Source organism: Pseudomonas umsongensis (assembly GCF_002236105.1).
GTDB lineage: Bacteria > Pseudomonadota > Gammaproteobacteria > Pseudomonadales > Pseudomonadaceae > Aquipseudomonas > Aquipseudomonas umsongensis.
The window spans coordinates 63,224-79,480 of record NZ_NIWU01000009.1; the positions used below are offsets into that span (position 1 = coordinate 63,224).

Sequence of the window (16,257 nt, forward strand, 5' to 3'; positions counted from 1 at the left end):
CGCATCCAGCCTGGTTTTACCAGCAGCATTTCGCAAGCGGAAAGGCCCTGATTTCAATCAGGGCTGACGGCCTGAATGCAGGCTCAAAAGCCTGTTTTCAAGGCGAAAAAAGGCAACTGCGCGGCAGTGCAATCTGTCGCATTCGTACCCACCGCGGGTTCATGCGGCGGGCCCACTGTTGGCACCCGATTTCGCCATCAACATCCCCTCGCCTCCGGAAGATCGCCAGGGCAGCAACGACTCCAGCAGCATTCAGGTGACGCTCCGTTTCGGAACGTCGCCCGGGTACCCGTACGCCCCTCAAAAGGCCGACAAACAACAATTAAAAAAGCGGAGCCTCACGATGACGACTGACCATCCGAACCATGTCCAGATCTGCGCCCAGGTCAGGGCCAATCCCAACTTCCAACGCCTTACGCGCCAGCGTTCGCTGCTGGCCTGGTCCCTGAGCGCCGTGGTCCTGGCCGTTTATTACAGCTTCATCATGGTCGTGGCCTTTGCACCCGCCTGGCTGCACTTGCCAATGTACGACGGCAGCCACCTGAGCCTCGGGATGCCGATTGGCGTGGCGATTATCCTGCTGTCCTGGTTGTTGACCGCCTGGTATGTGCACACCGCCAACACCCGCTTCGACGCGCTCAGCGCGCAGATCCTGCAGGAGACCCGCGCATGAAACCCCTACTCGCCCTGCTCGCCTTCAGCCCCTTGCTGGCCACCGCCGCCCCCATCACTGCCGAGAAACAACCGCTCAATGTGCATGCCATCGGCATGTTCTTCGTCTTCGTCCTCGCCACTTTGCTGATCACTTGGTGGGCGTCCCGTCGTACGCGTTCCGCTGCCGACTTCTACAGCGCCGGAGGCGGTATCACAGGCTTCCAGAATGGCCTGGCGATCGCCGGGGACTACATGTCTGCCGCCACGTTGCTGGGGCTCTCGAGCCTTGTGTTCACCAAGGGCTATGACGGCTTCATCTACATCATCGGCTTCTTCGTCGGCTGGCCCATCGTCACCTTCCTGATGGCCGAGCGCCTGCGCAACCTGGGCCGCTACACCTTCGCCGACATCGTCTCCCTGCGCCTGGACCAGACTCGCGTGCGCAGCTTCGCCGCCCTCGGCTCGCTGACGGTGGTGTGTTGCTACCTGGTGGTGCAGATGGTCGGTGCCGGCCAACTGATCAAGCTGCTGTTCGGCCTCGACTATCGTACGGCGGTGGTGGTGGTCGGTCTGCTGATGCTGGTCTATGTGATCTTCGGCGGCATGCTGGCGACCACCTGGGTGCAGATCACCAAGGCGGTCCTGCTGCTGGCGGGCGGCACGACCCTGATGTTGATGGCCCTGAGCCGCTTCGGTTTCAGCTTCGAGACGCTGTCGGCCCAGGCCGTAGCGGTGCATGCCAGCGGCGTGCAGATCATGGGCCCGGGCACCTTGCTGGCCGATCCGGTCAACGCGGTGTCACTGTCCCTGGGCCTCGTCTTCGGTATCGCCGGCCTGCCGCACATCCTGATGCGCTTCTTCACCGTGCCCAATGCCAAGGAGGCGCGCAAATCGGTGTTGTTTGCCACGGTGTTCATCGGCTTTTTCTTCCTCGTGGTCTGCATCCTGGGCTACACCGCCATCGTCATCGTCGGCACAGACCCGCAGTACTACGTCGACGGTAAGCTCGGTGGTGCCATGATCGGCGGCGGCAACATGGTAGCCATGCACCTGGCCAAAGCGGTGGGCGGCAACCTGTTTCTGGGATTCCTTTCCGCCGTTGCCTTCGCCACCATCCTTGCAGTGGTAGCCGGCCTGGCCCTGGCCGGCGCCTCGGCGATCTCCCACGACCTGTATGCCTCGGTATTCAAGAAGGGCAAGGCGGACGAGAAGCAGGAAATGCGCGTGTCGCGCATCGCCACTGTCGGCCTGGGCATTGTCGCAATCTCCCTGGGGATTCTGTTCGAAGGCCAAAACATCGCCTTCCTGGTCGGCCTGACGTTCGGCATCGCCGCCTCGGCAAATTTCCCGGTACTGATCATGGCCATGTACTGGGGTGGCCTGACCACCCGCGGCGCCCTCTACGGCGGCTTGACCGGCCTGGTCAGCGCCCTGGCGTTGGTCATCGGTTCGCCGTCGGTGTGGGTCGGTGTACTGGGCCATGCCCAGGCGATCTTCCCCTACGACCAGCCGGCACTGTTCTCCATGCCCCTGGCCTTCCTGGTCATAGTGGTGGTGTCCAGGCTGGACCGCAGCGAGCGTGCCGATCGTGAACGCGCGGCCTATGCCGATCAGTTCGTGCGCGCCCAGACCGGCCTGGGCGCTGCCATGGCCAGCAGTCACTGACGCTGCAGTGTTTCCGGGGCCAATGCCTCGAGCGCGAGTGCGCCCCTTGGCTTCGCGCTTTTTTACGCCCGCCCTGCGCCGCCCGGCCAGGGCACCGCCAACCAGCCTTCCCTCCACCGGCCACGGCCAGTGCGGGATCGGCTTGCCCATAACAACAAGAGACAAACATGAAACCTACCCTTTTCAGTCTATTCCTCGCAGGCACCAGCCTTGCCACCCAGGCCCATGCGGACTTCATCAAAGACAGCAAGGCCAGCCTGGAGCTGCGCAATTTTTACTTCAACCGAGATTATCGTCAGGCCAACGCCGCCCAATCCAAACAAGAGGAATGGGCCCAAGGCTTCCTGCTGCGCTATGAATCGGGCTTCACCGAAGGGTTGATCGGTGTCGGTTTCGATGCCATCGGACTGGTCGGCGTCAAGCTCGACTCCAGCCCTGATCGCGCAGGTTCCGGCCTGCTCAAACGCCATCGCGACACGAGCAAGGGTGCGCAGGACGAGTACGGCGAACTGGGCCTGACCGCCAAAGTGCGCGCCTCCAAAAGCACACTGAAACTCGGTACGTTGCTGCCGAAGCTGCCGACGGTACTGGCTAACGATTCACGGTTGTTGCCGCAAACCTTCAAGGGCGGTCAGTTGACGTCGCTGGAACTCGAAGGCCTGACCGTGGACGCCGGGCGCCTGACGCAGGTCAATCAGCGCGACTCCTCGGACTACGAGGACATGGGCATCACCCGAACGGGCGCCAAGGGCATCACCACACGTCACATCGACAGCGACCGCTTCGATTTCGCCAGCCTGAACTACAAATGGACCAGCAACCTTGCCACCGGCTATAGCTACGGTCACCTCGACAACTTCTACAGCCAGCACCTGGTCAACCTGACCTACGTGTTGCCAGTGACGACCGGCCAGTCGTTTAAGACGGATCTGCGCTTCGCCCGTTCAACGGACGATGGGGGCAGCAACGTCGATAACAACGCCATTGGCGCAATGTTCACCTATAACCTCGGCGGACATGCGTTGGGTGTGGGTTATCAAGGCATGAGCGGCGACACCGGCTACGCCTACGTCAACGGCACCGACGCTTTCCTGGTGAACTTTGTGCAGATCGGCGACTTCGCCAGCAAGGACGAACAGTCCTGGCAGGCGCGCTACGACTACAACTTTGCGGCCATTGGCGTACCGGGCCTGACCTTCATGACCCGCTACCTCAGCGGCGACAACATCGATCTGGGCGCAAATCGCCCGCAAGGCAAGGAATGGGAACGGGATACCGACATTGGCTACGTCGTACAGAGCGGGCCGCTGAAAAATGTCGGCGTGAAGTGGCGCAACGCGACGGTGCGCTCGACCCATTTCGGCAGTGACCTGGATGAGAATCGACTGATCCTCAGCTATACCCTGGCGCTCTGGTAAATCCCCCCCGCCACTCGGTGCCTCGCTTGGGCTCGGCATGCCCTCTCTCCGGCCATCGTGGTTAACGGGGCGCTCGCGATCAACAGCCAAAGCGAGGCGGCCTGACAGCCGACCTGCTTTTGGTGATGCCTGTGTTTTGATCGTTCCCACGCTCTGCGTGGGAATGCCGCCAGGGACGCTCCGCGTTCCACTGACAACGTATTAATTGAGCCGTGCGCAACGTTGATGCGGGGGCGTCACAAGAAGCCCTGTGTGAAATTGGTTGCCTGCGTACATATCCATTGCTGCGGTAACGGCGGCTTATGGTTTGATCGTTCCCACGCTCTGCGTGGGAATGCCGCCAGGGACGCTCCGCGTTCCACTGACAACGTATTAATTGAGCCGTGCGCAACGGTGATGCGGGGGCGTCACAAGAAGCCCTGTGTGAAATTGGTTGCCTGCGTACATATCCATTGCTGCGGTTACGGCCACTTATGGTTTCGCTTTTACAGCGACTCCCTTTTTCAAACGCCAAAAAGGAAGCAAAAGGCTTTGCCCCACCACTCGGTGCCTCGCTCGGGCTCGGCATGCCCTCACTCCGGCATTGCTCCGTGGGTCGCCGCGCTGGGCCATCCATGGCCCAGCGCGGCTAAACCGGCGTCCTGCCGGTTTACCCACTGCGCAATGCCTGCGTTCGGCCATCGTGGTTAATGGGGCGCCCGCGATCAACAGCAAAGCGAGGCGGCCTTAAAGCCGACCTGACTTTGACGGGTGTACCTCGATTGATCGTTCCCACGCTCTGCGTGGGAATGCCGCCAGGGACGCTCTGCGTTCCACTGACGACGCGTTAATTAAACCGTGCGCAACGGTGATACGGGGCGTCACAGGAAGCCCTGTGTGAAATTGGTTGCCTGCGTACATATCCATTGCCGCGATAACGGCGGCTTTGATCGTTCCCACGCTCTGCGTGGGAATGCCGCCAGGGACGCTCTGCGTTCCACTGACAACGCGTTAATTGAGCCGTGCGCAACGGTGATACGGGGCGTCACAAGAAGCCCTGTGTGAAATTGGTTGCCTGCGTACATATCCATTGCTGCGGTTACGGCCACTTATGGTTTCGCTTTTACAGCGACTCCCTTTTTCAAACGCCAAAAAGGAAGCAAAAGGCTTTGCCCCACCACTCGGTGCCTCGCTCGGGCTCGGCATGCCCTCTCTCCGGCATTACTCCGTGGGTCGCCGCGATGGGCCGTCCCTGGCCCAGCGCGGCTAAACCGGCGTCCTGCCGGTTTACCCACTGCGCAATGCCTGCGTTCGGCCATCGTGGTTAACGGGGCGCTCGCGATCAACAGCAAAGCGAGGCGGCCTTAAAGCCGACCTGACTTTGACGGGTGTACCTGGATACCCTGTAGGAGCGAGCATGCTCCGGGCGGCGTTCCGACGATGGTCGTTAACGATGACGCGGGACACCTGTCAGCCCGCGGCGCTCTCAGGTTCATCGCGAGCATGCGTATGGCTTCCGATCAGGCCGGCCGGTCGGCCGCCTCGCTTTTGATTGTGATCTGGCTTTTGATTTTCTTGCCCCCTCGAGAGGCCGAGTGGAGGTTCTGCGCAGTGGGTAAACCGGCAAGGATGCCGGTTTAGCCGCGCTGGGCCAGGGACGGCCCATCGCGGCGACCCACGGAGCAGGGCCGGAGCGAGGGCATGCCGAGCATTAGCGAGGCACCGAACGCCAGGGGCAAGAGCGTTTGGTTACTTTGCGCCGGGCGGCGTTCCGCTTCTCAAAGTGACTCGCTGTAAAAGCGAAACCATAAGTGGCCGTTACCGCAGCAACGGATATGTACACCTGAAAGACAACTATCGTCTGCCAGGACGCCTTCGCCGGCAAGCCTGGCTCCTACAGTAAAAGCGAAACCCTAAGTGGCCGTTACCGCAGCAATGGATATGTACTCAGTCACAAAATCTCCATTGGCCGCCTGGACGCCTTCGCCGGCAAGCCTGACTCCTACAGTAAGGGCGACCCGCATTACCTGACAGTGCGATCGGCCTGCCATCCAACGCACCACAGCTATGACTTTTCTGCACAACGCACCGGCTTTTATGAGCATTTTTAATTCATTTTTGCATGCATATACTGGACTCAAGCACCGGTCATGATCCGGGCCAGACCCAACAAAAACAAACAAGGGCATACACCGTGAAGACATCCATGCTTGCCATCGTCTCCCCGCTCTCAGGTACCCGCACGCGTCACGTACGCATCGCCGCCCGCAGCGAAGCGCCCCTCGCCGCCTGACCATCCCGTACCCGTTACCGCGCCGATCGCCCCCGCGATCGATGGAGACTCCAATGAACAGCAACTGCCAACCCTTCATCAAAGCTCGTGATTTCCTGCTGGCCCACCGTACCGACTACGCCACTGCCACACGGGACTTCCAGTGGCCGCAACTGAGTGAATTCAACTGGGCGCTGGATTACTTCGATGCCATGGCCGAAGGTAACCAGGCCAACGCCCTGTGGATCGTCGAAGAAGACGGCAGCGAGCAGCGCTACAGCTTCCAGCAACTGGCCGCGCGCTCCAACCAGGTGGCCAACCACCTGCGTGCCCTTGGCGTGCGCCGTGGCGAGCGCATCCTGCTGATGCTCGGCAACGACGTAGCCCTGTGGGAAACCATGTTGGCCGCCTTCAAGCTGGGCGCCGTGGTCATCCCTGCCACCGCACTGCTGACTTGCGATGACCTGGCCGATCGTATCGAACGTGGCCAGGTTCGCCATCTGGTGGTCGGTGCCGCCCATGTCGACAAGTTCGACGGCCTGGGTGAAGGCTGCAGCCGCGTCTGCGTCGGCCCGGCCCCCGCCGGCTGGACACCCCACAGCGCCGCCAGCGAATACTCCGAGCAGTTCGACAGCGAGGGTCGCACCCTGGCCACCGACCCGATGCTGCTGTACTTCACCTCCGGCACCACCTCCAAGCCAAAGATGGTGTTGCACAGCCACCAGAGCTATCCGGTCGGCCACTTGTCGACCATGTACTGGATCGGCCTGCAGCCGGGCGACCTGCACTTGAACATCTCGTCACCGGGCTGGGCCAAGCACGCCTGGAGTTGCCTCTTTGCCCCCTGGAACGCCGGCGCCTGCATCTTCATCCATAACGTGGCGCGCTTCAGCGCCCCTGCCCTGCTGGGTGCCCTGGAGCGCTATGGCGTCACCAGCCTGTGCGCCCCGCCCACGGTCTGGCGCATGATGATCCAGGAGGACCTGGCCAGTTACAAGGAGCGCCTGTGCCTGCGCGAACTGGTGGGCGCCGGTGAGCCGCTCAACCCGGAAATCATCGAGCAGATCCTGCATGCCTGGGACTTGCCATTGCGCGACGGTTTCGGCCAGTCGGAAACCACCGCCCTGGTCGGCAATACGCCCGGCCAATTGCTCAAGCCCGGTTCCATGGGTCGTCCGCTGCCGGGCTACCGAGTGACCATGCTCGACCCCGACGGGGCACCTGGCAATGAGGGCGAAGTCGCCTTGCCGCTGGACGTGCGCCCACTTGGCCTGATGCTGTGCTATGAGGACAGTCCGGAAAAAACCGCCGAGGTGATGCGCGACGGTTACTACCGCACCGGCGACACCGCGCAGATTGACGATGATGGCTACGTCACCTTTGTCGGTCGCGCCGACGACGTGTTCAAGGCCTCCGACTACCGCATCAGCCCCTTTGAACTGGAGAGCGCTCTGATCGAGCACCCGGCGGTGATGGAATGCGCCGTGGTCCCCAGCCCCGACCCGCTGCGCCTGGCCGTGCCCAAGGCGTTCCTGATCCTGGCCCATGACGAACCCGGCAGCGCCGAGCTCGCCGGCAATATCCTCGCCTTTGCCCGCGAGCACCTGGCGCCGTACAAGCGAGTGCGACGCATCGAGTTCGTCACCGAGCTGCCCAAGACCATCTCCGGGAAAATCCGTCGGGTGGAGCTGCGCCAGATGGAAGTGCAGCGTCGGCAGAGTGACGCGCGCGGCGCACAAGAGTACTTCGAAGAAGACTTCCCTCAGCTCAAGGGCTGAATCCGGGCCGGTGCGCCGGCCCTCCTGAACTCACCTCCGACCACTCGGCCAACCAGGCCGAGGGGCCACTCTCGACTCAAAGAAAGCAGACAGGACCCGAAAATGACCTCATCCAGCGTTCCAAGCGTCAAGCTCCTCATCAACGGCGAGTTCGTCGAATCGCGCAGTACCGAGTGGCGTAACGTGGTCAACCCGGCCACCCAGGAAGTCCTCGCTCGTGTGCCATTCGCCACCGCCGAGGAAATGGATGCCGCCGTGGCCAGCGCCAAGGAAGCCTTCAAGACCTGGCGCAAGACCCCGATCGGCGCCCGCTCGCGGATCTTCTTCAAATACCAGCAGCTGATCCGCGAGAACATCAAGGAACTCGCCGCCCTGCTCACCGCCGAACAGGGCAAGACCCTGCCGGATGCCGAAGGTGATGTGTTCCGCGGCCTGGAAGTGGTCGAGCACGCCACCTCCATAGGTAACCTGCAGATGGGCGAGTTGGCCAACAACGTCGCCAACGGCGTCGACACCTACACCTTGATGCAGCCGCTGGGCGTGTGCGCCGGCATCACCCCGTTCAACTTCCCGGCGATGATCCCATTGTGGATGTTCCCGATGGCCATCGCCACCGGCAACACCTTCGTCCTCAAGCCGTCCGAGCAAGACCCACTGGTGACCATGCGCCTCGTCGAACTGGCGCTGGAGGCCGGTGTACCCAAGGGCGTACTCAACGTCATCCACGGCGGCGTCGATGCGGTGAACCTGATTTGTGATCATCCGGACATCAAGGCCGTGTCCTTCGTGGGTTCGACCAAGGTCGGCACTCACGTCTACAACCGCGCCACGCAAAACGGCAAACGCGCACAGTGCATGATGGGCGCGAAGAACCACGCCATCGTCCTGCCCGATGCCAACAAGCAGCAGACCTTGAACAACCTGCTGGGCGCTTCCTTCGGCGCCGCTGGCCAGCGCTGCATGGCCCTGCCGGTAGTGATTCTGGTAGGTGAAGCGCAGACCTGGTTGCCGGACCTGATCGAGCGGACCAAAACCCTCAAGATCAATGGCGGCACCGAACCTGGCACCGACATCGGCCCGGTCATTTCCTGCGCTGCCCTGGATCGCGTCAACAGCCTGATCGCCAGTGGCATCGAAGAAGGCGCCAAACTCGAACTGGATGGCCGCAACCCGAGCGTGCCTGGCTACCAGGACGGCAACTTCGTCGGCCCGACCATCTTCTCCAACGTCACTGCGCAAATGTCCGTGTACCGCGAAGAAATCTTCGGCCCGGTGCTGTGCGTCATGCAGGCCGCCAGCCTGAGCGAGGCGATCGAGATCATCAACGCCAACCCGAATGGCAACGGTACCGCCCTGTTCACCCGCTCCGGCGCGGCGGCCCGTCACTTCCAGGAGGAAATCGACGTTGGCCAGGTGGGCATCAACGTGCCGATCCCGGTACCGGTCCCGCTGTTCTCCTTCTCCGGTTCGCGCGCCTCCAAGCTCGGCGACCTGGGCCCTTACGGCAAGCAAGTGGTGACCTTCTACACCCAGACCAAGACGATCACCCAACGCTGGTTCGACGAGGACGACGACGTTGGCGCGGTGAACACCACTATCACCCTCAAATGATCTGTGGCGAGGGGATTCATCCCCGCTGGGGCTGCGAAGCAGCCCCAGCGACCGTTCAAACAGACCGAGTTGTCTGGATTGGGGCCGCTTCGCGACCCAACGGGGCGGTGCAACGTTTCGGTAGATCCCCTCGCCACCACACACGCAAAAGGTAGCCATCATGCATATCGGATTTCTCGGCCTCGGCAACATGGGCGGCCCAATGGCCCGCAACCTGCTCAAGGCGGGCCACAGCCTGACCGTCTTCGATCCCTTCGCGCAGGCAGTCGCCGCGTTGGTGGAGGCCGGCGCCAGCGCCGCCGACTCACCCGCAGGCGTGGCCAAGGCCGGGGTGGAAGTGATCATCACCATGCTGCCAACCGCACACCACGTGAAACAGGTCTATTGCGCCAAGGACGGCCTGTTGGCCAACATCGGCCCAGGTGTGCTGTTGATAGACAGTTCGACCATCGACCCGCTGAGTGCGCGCGAAGTTTCCAGACTCGCCCTCGCCCAAGGCAACTCGATGCTCGACGCGCCGGTCTCCGGCGGCACCGGCGGTGCGACGGCAGGCACCCTGACGTTCATGGTCGGCGGCCCCGTCAGCGTATTCGACCAGGCCTTGCCGATCCTCTCGGCCATGGGCAGGAACATCGTGCGCTGCGGCGAAGCCGGTAACGGCCAAGTGGCCAAGATCGCCAACAACATGCTGCTCGGCATCTCCATGGTCGGCGTCGCCGAGGCCATGGCCCTGGGTGTGGCCCTGGGCATGGACGCCAAGGTGCTGGCCGGTGTCATCGGCACCTCCACCGGTCGCTGCTGGAGTTCGGAGATCAACAATCCGTTCCCGGGCGTGCTGGAAAATGCTCCGGCCTCCCGTGGCTACAGTGGCGGCTTCGGCACCGACCTGATGCTCAAGGATCTCAGCCTCGCTACCGAAGCAGCCAAACACGCGCGCCAGCCGGTGGTGCTCGGTGCTGCCGCCCAGCAGCTGTACCAGACCTTCAGCCTGCAAGGTCATGGCGGCCTGGACTTCTCCGCCATCATCAAACTGTTCCAAGGGGAAGCCCAGGCATGAGCGAGCAGCAAGCCCCGGTGCTGGCCTGTGTGCGCAACCGCATCGGCCACCTGACACTGAACCGGCCCAGCGCGCTGAACACCCTCGACCTGCCGACGGTGAAGCTGCTTTGCCAGTACCTGTGGATCTGGGAACAAGACCCGGACATCGTCGCCGTCACCCTGCGTGGTGCCGGGGAAAAAGCCTTCTGCGCCGGTGGCGACATCCGCATGCTGTACGACAGTCACAAGGCCGGGGACAACCTGCACGAGCTGTTTCTCGAAGAGGAATACGCCCTGGACGAGTACCTGCATGGCTACTCCAAACCGGTGCTGGCGCTGCTCGACGGGTTCGTCCTGGGCGGTGGCATGGGCCTGGCGCAGGCGGCCTCGCTGCGGGTGATCACCGAGCGCACGCGCATGGGCATGCCGGAAGTCGGCATCGGCTTTTTCCCCGATGTCGGTGGCAGCTATTTCCTGCCGCGGCTTCCCGGTGAGCTGGGTATCTACCTGGGCGTCACCGGCTGCCAGGTACGGGCCGCCGATGCGCTCTATGCCGACCTCGCCGACTACTACCTGCCCAGCGAGCGCCTGGTCGAACTGGATGCCGCCCTGGATCACTTGAACTGGACCCGTGCGCCCGCAGAAGACTTGCAAGACCTGCTGGCGGGGCTGGCCGCCGAGCGTATTGCCGGATCGGAACTCAAGGCTTACCGCCAGGTGATCGATGACTATTTCTCCCTGCCTGATGTGTCGGCGATTCGCAATGCGCTGCAGCGCGAGCAACGTCCCGAGCTGCGCGACTGGGCCGAACAGACGGTTGCGCTGCTCGACAGCCGCTCGCCACTGGCAATGGCTACGACCCTGGAACTGTTGCGCCGCGGTCGATACTTGAGCCTGGCCGACTGCTTTGCCCTGGAGCTGCACCTGGACTACCAGTGGTTCGACAAAGGCGACCTGATGGAGGGTGTGCGCGCACTGATCATCGACAAGGACAAGACCCCACGCTGGAACCCGCCAACCCTGGCGGAACTGGTGCCTGCACGGGTGCAGGCTTTCTTCAGCGACTTTCGCCCGGCCTCTGGCAAACCCCTTCGTACCGCCTGAACGGCAGGAGACTCGCAATGCACGATATCGAATTGACCGAAGAACAACGCATGATCCGCGACATGGCACGCGACTTCGCCCGCAGCGAAGTCGGCCCGCAGGCACAGGCCTGGGAAAAGGCCGGCTGGATCGATGATGCCGTGGTGGCGCAGATGGGTGAACTGGGCCTGCTGGGCATGGTGGTGCCGGACACCTGGGGTGGCAGTTACACCGACTATGTGGCCTACGCCCTGGCCGTGGAGGAAATCTCGGCCGGCGACGGCGCCCTCGGCGCCTTGATGAGCATCCACAACTCAGTGGGCTGCGGCCCGCTGCTCAAATATGGCAGCCCTTCCCAGCAAGACACCTGGCTGCCGCTCCTGGCCAGCGGCCAGGCCATTGGCTGCTTCTGCCTGACCGAGCCACAGGCGGGCACCGAAGCCCACAACTTGCGCACGCGCGCCGAACTGCGCGACGGTCAGTGGGTACTCAATGGTGCCAAGCAATTCGTCAGCAACGGCAAGCGTGCCAAGCTGGCCATTGTCTTTGCCGTCACCGATCCGGAACTGGGCAAGAAGGGCCTGTCGGCGTTCCTGGTGTCCACCGACAATCCCGGCTTCGTGGTCGATCGCAGCGAACACAAGATGGGGATCAAGGCCTCCGATACCTGCGCGGTGACGTTGGATAACTGCACGATCCCCCAGGACCATTTGCTCGGCGAGCGCGGCAAGGGCCTGGCCATTGCCCTGTCGAACCTTGAAGGCGGTCGCATCGGCATCGCCGCCCAGTCCCTGGGCATCGCCCGCGCCGCCTTCGAGGCTGCGCTGGGGTATGCCCGCGAACGCATCCAGTTCGCCAAGCCGATCATCGAACACCAGAGCGTGTCCAACCTGCTCGCCGATATGCACACCCGGCTCAATGCTGCCCGCCTGCTGGTGCTGCATGCCGCGCGCCTGAAAAGCGCCGGGCAACCGTGCTTGTCAGAAGCGTCCCAGGCCAAGCTGTTCGCCTCGGAAATGGCTGAGCGCGTGTGCTCCAGCGCCCTGCAGATCCATGGTGGTTATGGCTACCTGGAGGATTACCCCGTGGAGCGCTACTACCGCGATGCGCGCATCACCCAGATCTACGAAGGCACCAGCGAGGTGCAGCGCCTGCTGATCGCACGCGAGCTGGCCCACTACGCGCTCTGAGCCCTTGGCCGGCCGCGCCCTGCGCGCCGGCTGCCCCCTTGCCTGCCCCTTCTGGAGTTGCCCATGCTCGGCCTGCGTAATTTTTCCATCAGCCGCCGCCTGTGGTTGATCTTGCTGACGTCCATCCTGATGCTGCTGATTCTCGCCGGCCTGATGCTCAAGCAGAACCATGACGATCTCTATGCGGCCAAGGCCCTGAAAACCCGTCACGTGGTCGAGACCGTCAGCGGCATCCTGCGTCATTTCCAGGCCCTGGAAGGCCAGGGTCTCGAGCGTGGGCAAGCGCAACAACAGGCCAGCGCGGTCATACGCAACCTGCGCTACGGCCACGACGACTACTTCTGGATCGAAGATCTCGACACTCGCATGGTCATGCACCCCAATGCCAAGCTCGAGGGCAAGCGCATGGCGGGCACCCGCGACCCTGACGGCAAGGCACTGTTCGACGAAATGGTCGCCGTGGCAAACCGCGATGGCTCCGGCCTGGTGCACTACCGATGGCCAAAGCCGGGCTCCGACGCGCCGGTGGAGAAGGTTTCCTACGTCGAACTGTTCAAGCCCTGGGGCTGGATCGTCGGCTCGGGCATCTACATCGACGACGTACAAGTGGAGTTCCGCCGCCAGCTGATACAGGCTTTCGTCATCGTACTGACCATCGCCCTGCTGCTCAGCGCGCTGATCCTGCTGATTGCCCGCAGCATCGCCTTGCCCCTGGCGCAGGTGGTCAATGCCATGGAGAACATCGCCAGCGGCGAAGCCGACCTGACCCACAACCTGGACAGTCGCTGGCGCGATGAACTGACCGCTCTGAGCAGCCACTTCAACGCGTTCACCCACAAGCTGCGCGCTGTGATCGGCCAGTCCATGCAGACCGCTGGCAACCTGGACCAGGCCTCGCAATCGCTGGGCGAGATTGCCAGCAACAGCCAGCGCCACAGCCAACAGCAATCCCAGCAAATGGAACTGGTGGCCGCCGCCATCCACGAAGTGTCCTATGCCGTGCAGGACGTGGCGAAGAACGCCGAACACGCTGCCAATGAAGTACGCCAGGCCGATGAGCAGGCACGCCAGGGCCAGCACAACATCGACAGCAGCCTGCGCCAGATCGACCAGTTGTCCGAGACCATCGGCCAGGCTGTCGAAGTGATCCAGAGCCTGGCGCAGGAAAGCACGCAGATCGGCAGCGTGCTGGAGGTGATCCGCGCCATCGCCGAACAGACCAACCTGCTCGCGCTGAACGCCGCCATCGAGGCCGCGCGCGCGGGTGAACAGGGTCGTGGCTTCGCCGTGGTGGCAGACGAAGTGCGCCTGCTGGCGCAGCGCACCCAGCAGTCCACCGCGCAGATCCAGGGCATGATCGAACGCCTGCAGGGCAACTCCGAAGCGGCGGTCGATGTCATCAATGCCAGCAGCCAGGCCGCTCGCCAAACCGTGGTACAGGCCCGCGAAACCGGTGAAAGCCTGCACCTGGTCATCACCGCGCTGCGCAATCTCACGGAACTGAACGCCTCGATTGCCAGTGCCACCCTGGAGCAATCCCACGTGGTCGAGGACATCAACCAGAATGTCACCCACGCCGCCTCGCTGGCCCACGAGAATGCCCTGGCGGCGGACCAGTCCAACGAGGCCAGCCAGAACCTGGGGCAGTTGGCGGGCCAGCTCAATCGGCTATTGGGGCAGTTTCGCCTTTGAAATGGATCAGCAACGATGGAGGTATCGCCTAGATGACAGCCTCGCAACCCATTGCCTCCCGCCCCGGCTCTTCGTTTGCGGGGGCCATCGACCAGGTGCACCACTCCCGCTACCTGGAAACCCGGCAAAAAGCCCTCGAGCTGTTTGCCCGATGTGGTTTCAGCCGGGTCAGCATGCGCGACCTGGCGGCTTATCTGGGGATCAAGGCCGGCTCCATCTACAACCACATCGACAGCAAGGAGGCACTGCTGTTCGAGTTGATCGAGGAACTCTACGAACAGTTGCTGCACGGCGCCAACCTGGTGAACCGGCGCAAATCCAGCCCCGCGGCACGACTGCAGGCTTTGCTTGAGGCGCACCTGCTGCTGCACGAGCGCATGGCGGCGCATTTTCGCCTGGCCGAGCATGACCTCCATTGCCTGGACAGCGAACAGCTTGGCTCGATCCTGGCGTTGCGCAGGCGCTACGAGGAACACCTGGTGACCACGATTGAACAGCTCACCGGTGAACCGGCGAGCGTCCCCCTGCGCTCTACCTTGAGCGGCATCGTGTCCCTGCTCAACCAACTGCCGGCCTGGATTGCAGAGTCGCCGGCCGGCAAGGGAACACGGCGCAAGCTGCTGCATGACATGGTCATGGGCGCCCTGCAGGGGGCGTTGCAGGCTCCCGGGCTTAAAGCCTCATGATCGGCCGTGGCAATGCCTGGCCGGTAGCGCAGTGACAGCAGCTGGGCAAGCACGGCCCAGCGTGACCGCTGCGCTTGAAAGTTTTCTGCCGCGGCCGGCGGTGGCGAAGGGTTTGACTATTCCACCTGCGCCTTGAACGCGTCGTACGCCGATAACGGCAGGCTGATGCCCTCGCGGACCGCACGGGCATAGGCTTGCTCTTTGGCCTTGCCCGGCAGGTAAACGCCCAAGGTTTCAAGCCGCGTCATCTGCTCGCCCAGACGTGAGGCAAAGCACTCGTCCAGCAACCTGGGAGCAATGCCAATCACCAGCATGCCTGCCCCTGGGGATTCGCTGCCGGAACGGAAATCGGCTGCATCCAACGACCAATTGGCCCCCGTCAAACCCGCCGCGAGCACCTCGACCATCAACGCGATGTTGGCGCCGCGCCCGCCCCCGAACGCCAGCAACGTCCCGCGCAGTGCCTCCCGCGCGCTGCGCGTTTCATTGCCTTGTGCATCAACCGCCCAGCCTGGCGGTATCGCCTCCCCCGCTTCAGCGGCCCGAAGCAGGTTTACGTAGGCCGTGGCGCTGCTGGCTTGGTCGATCGCCAGTAAACGACCTGCAGCACTGGCGGCGGCAAATGCGATGGGGTTGGTGGAGTACAGCGGCCGGCTCTGGCCCGCCACGGTGAGCAGCGGTGAGCCATTGGTGAACGCCAACGCGACCAGCCCCTCGCGCGCCAGGCGACGGGTGTAATAGCCCAATTCGCCACAGGTGAAAGCGTTGAACTGCGCGAACAGGGCAATACCCAGTTGATGCGCATTGCTACACAGCACTGGGAAAGCGTGATCGAAGCCCAGTTGCGCGATGCCTTGGGCCGCATCGCAGCGGATCATGGCCGGCGCGACCTGGGACACGAAGGGCTCGGCAGCCCTGGCGATTCGGCCGGTGGCAAAGCCGCTGAGGTAGTCAGGCAAATGACCGAAACCGACCTCGTGTTGGCCATGGGCCTGGGCTGATACCGTGGCGTTGGCAAGCGCCGAGGCCACGGCGTGGCTGGTGCCGTGGGCCAGGCAGAGCTGTTGTGCGAAGGTGGTGGCCTCGGCCAGAGACAGGCGCTTGTGGGGTTTGTCGTCGTCCATGGTGGCTTCAATATTCTCGGATTGTAGGTGTGCCGCAGCTTGAGAACCTGCAGGAGCGGCGCTGGCC

General features: G+C 63.0%; 11 protein-coding genes. 10 read left to right on the forward strand and 1 reads right to left on the reverse strand.

What is annotated here, in order from left to right; genetic code table 11:
* The first annotated feature begins 343 nt into the window (after positions 1–343).
* From PSUM_RS28640 to PSUM_RS28705, 10 genes are all read left to right on the forward strand, one after another.
* Complete coding sequence (locus PSUM_RS28640) at positions 344–673, forward strand: DUF485 domain-containing protein (RefSeq protein WP_020800907.1); 330 nt, start codon at positions 344–346, stop codon at positions 671–673.
* On the forward strand, positions 670–2,319 hold the full coding sequence (locus tag PSUM_RS28645; RefSeq protein ID WP_033045241.1) for a cation acetate symporter: 1,650 nt from the start codon (positions 670–672) through the stop codon (positions 2,317–2,319). Before PSUM_RS28640 ends, PSUM_RS28645 begins: the two co-directional genes overlap by 4 nt.
* A 167-nt stretch (positions 2,320–2,486) precedes the next feature.
* Positions 2,487–3,737, forward strand: coding sequence for an OprD family porin (locus PSUM_RS28650; protein ID WP_083348686.1), 1,251 nt, complete (start codon positions 2,487–2,489; stop codon positions 3,735–3,737).
* Between the two features lie 2,325 nt (positions 3,738–6,062).
* On the forward strand, positions 6,063–7,766 hold the full coding sequence (locus PSUM_RS28675) for an AMP-binding protein (protein ID WP_033044907.1): 1,704 nt from the start codon (positions 6,063–6,065) through the stop codon (positions 7,764–7,766).
* A 102-nt stretch (positions 7,767–7,868) separates the two neighbouring features.
* A complete protein-coding gene (locus PSUM_RS28680) occupies positions 7,869–9,377 on the forward strand; it encodes a CoA-acylating methylmalonate-semialdehyde dehydrogenase (protein ID WP_033044906.1) in 1,509 nt (502 codons plus the stop codon).
* Positions 9,378–9,537: 160 nt separating this feature from the next.
* On the forward strand, positions 9,538–10,434 hold the full coding sequence (gene mmsB, locus PSUM_RS28685; protein ID WP_020800498.1) for a 3-hydroxyisobutyrate dehydrogenase: 897 nt from the start codon (positions 9,538–9,540) through the stop codon (positions 10,432–10,434).
* Positions 10,431–11,519 (forward strand): enoyl-CoA hydratase/isomerase family protein, encoded by a 1,089-nt coding sequence (locus PSUM_RS28690; protein ID WP_083348682.1) that lies wholly within the window; start codon positions 10,431–10,433, stop codon positions 11,517–11,519. The genes mmsB and PSUM_RS28690 overlap by 4 nt, the downstream gene beginning before the upstream one ends.
* Positions 11,520–11,536: 17 nt before the next feature.
* Entirely contained in the window at positions 11,537–12,688 is a 1,152-nt protein-coding gene (locus tag PSUM_RS28695) for an acyl-CoA dehydrogenase family protein (protein WP_033044904.1), read from the forward strand.
* 63 nt (positions 12,689–12,751) lie between these two features.
* Positions 12,752–14,380 (forward strand): methyl-accepting chemotaxis protein, encoded by a 1,629-nt coding sequence (locus PSUM_RS28700; RefSeq protein ID WP_033044903.1) that lies wholly within the window; start codon positions 12,752–12,754, stop codon positions 14,378–14,380.
* A 32-nt stretch (positions 14,381–14,412) separates the two neighbouring features.
* Entirely contained in the window at positions 14,413–15,066 is a 654-nt protein-coding gene (locus tag PSUM_RS28705) for a TetR/AcrR family transcriptional regulator (protein WP_083348681.1), read from the forward strand.
* A 116-nt stretch (positions 15,067–15,182) separates the two neighbouring features.
* On the opposite strand, the gene PSUM_RS28710 is transcribed toward PSUM_RS28705, so the two are convergent.
* Positions 15,183–16,190 carry an Ldh family oxidoreductase gene (locus PSUM_RS28710; RefSeq protein ID WP_020800493.1) on the reverse strand — a complete coding sequence of 336 codons (1,008 nt, stop codon included), beginning with the start codon at positions 16,188–16,190 and terminating at the stop codon, positions 15,183–15,185.
* Positions 16,191–16,257: the final 67 nt, after the last annotated feature.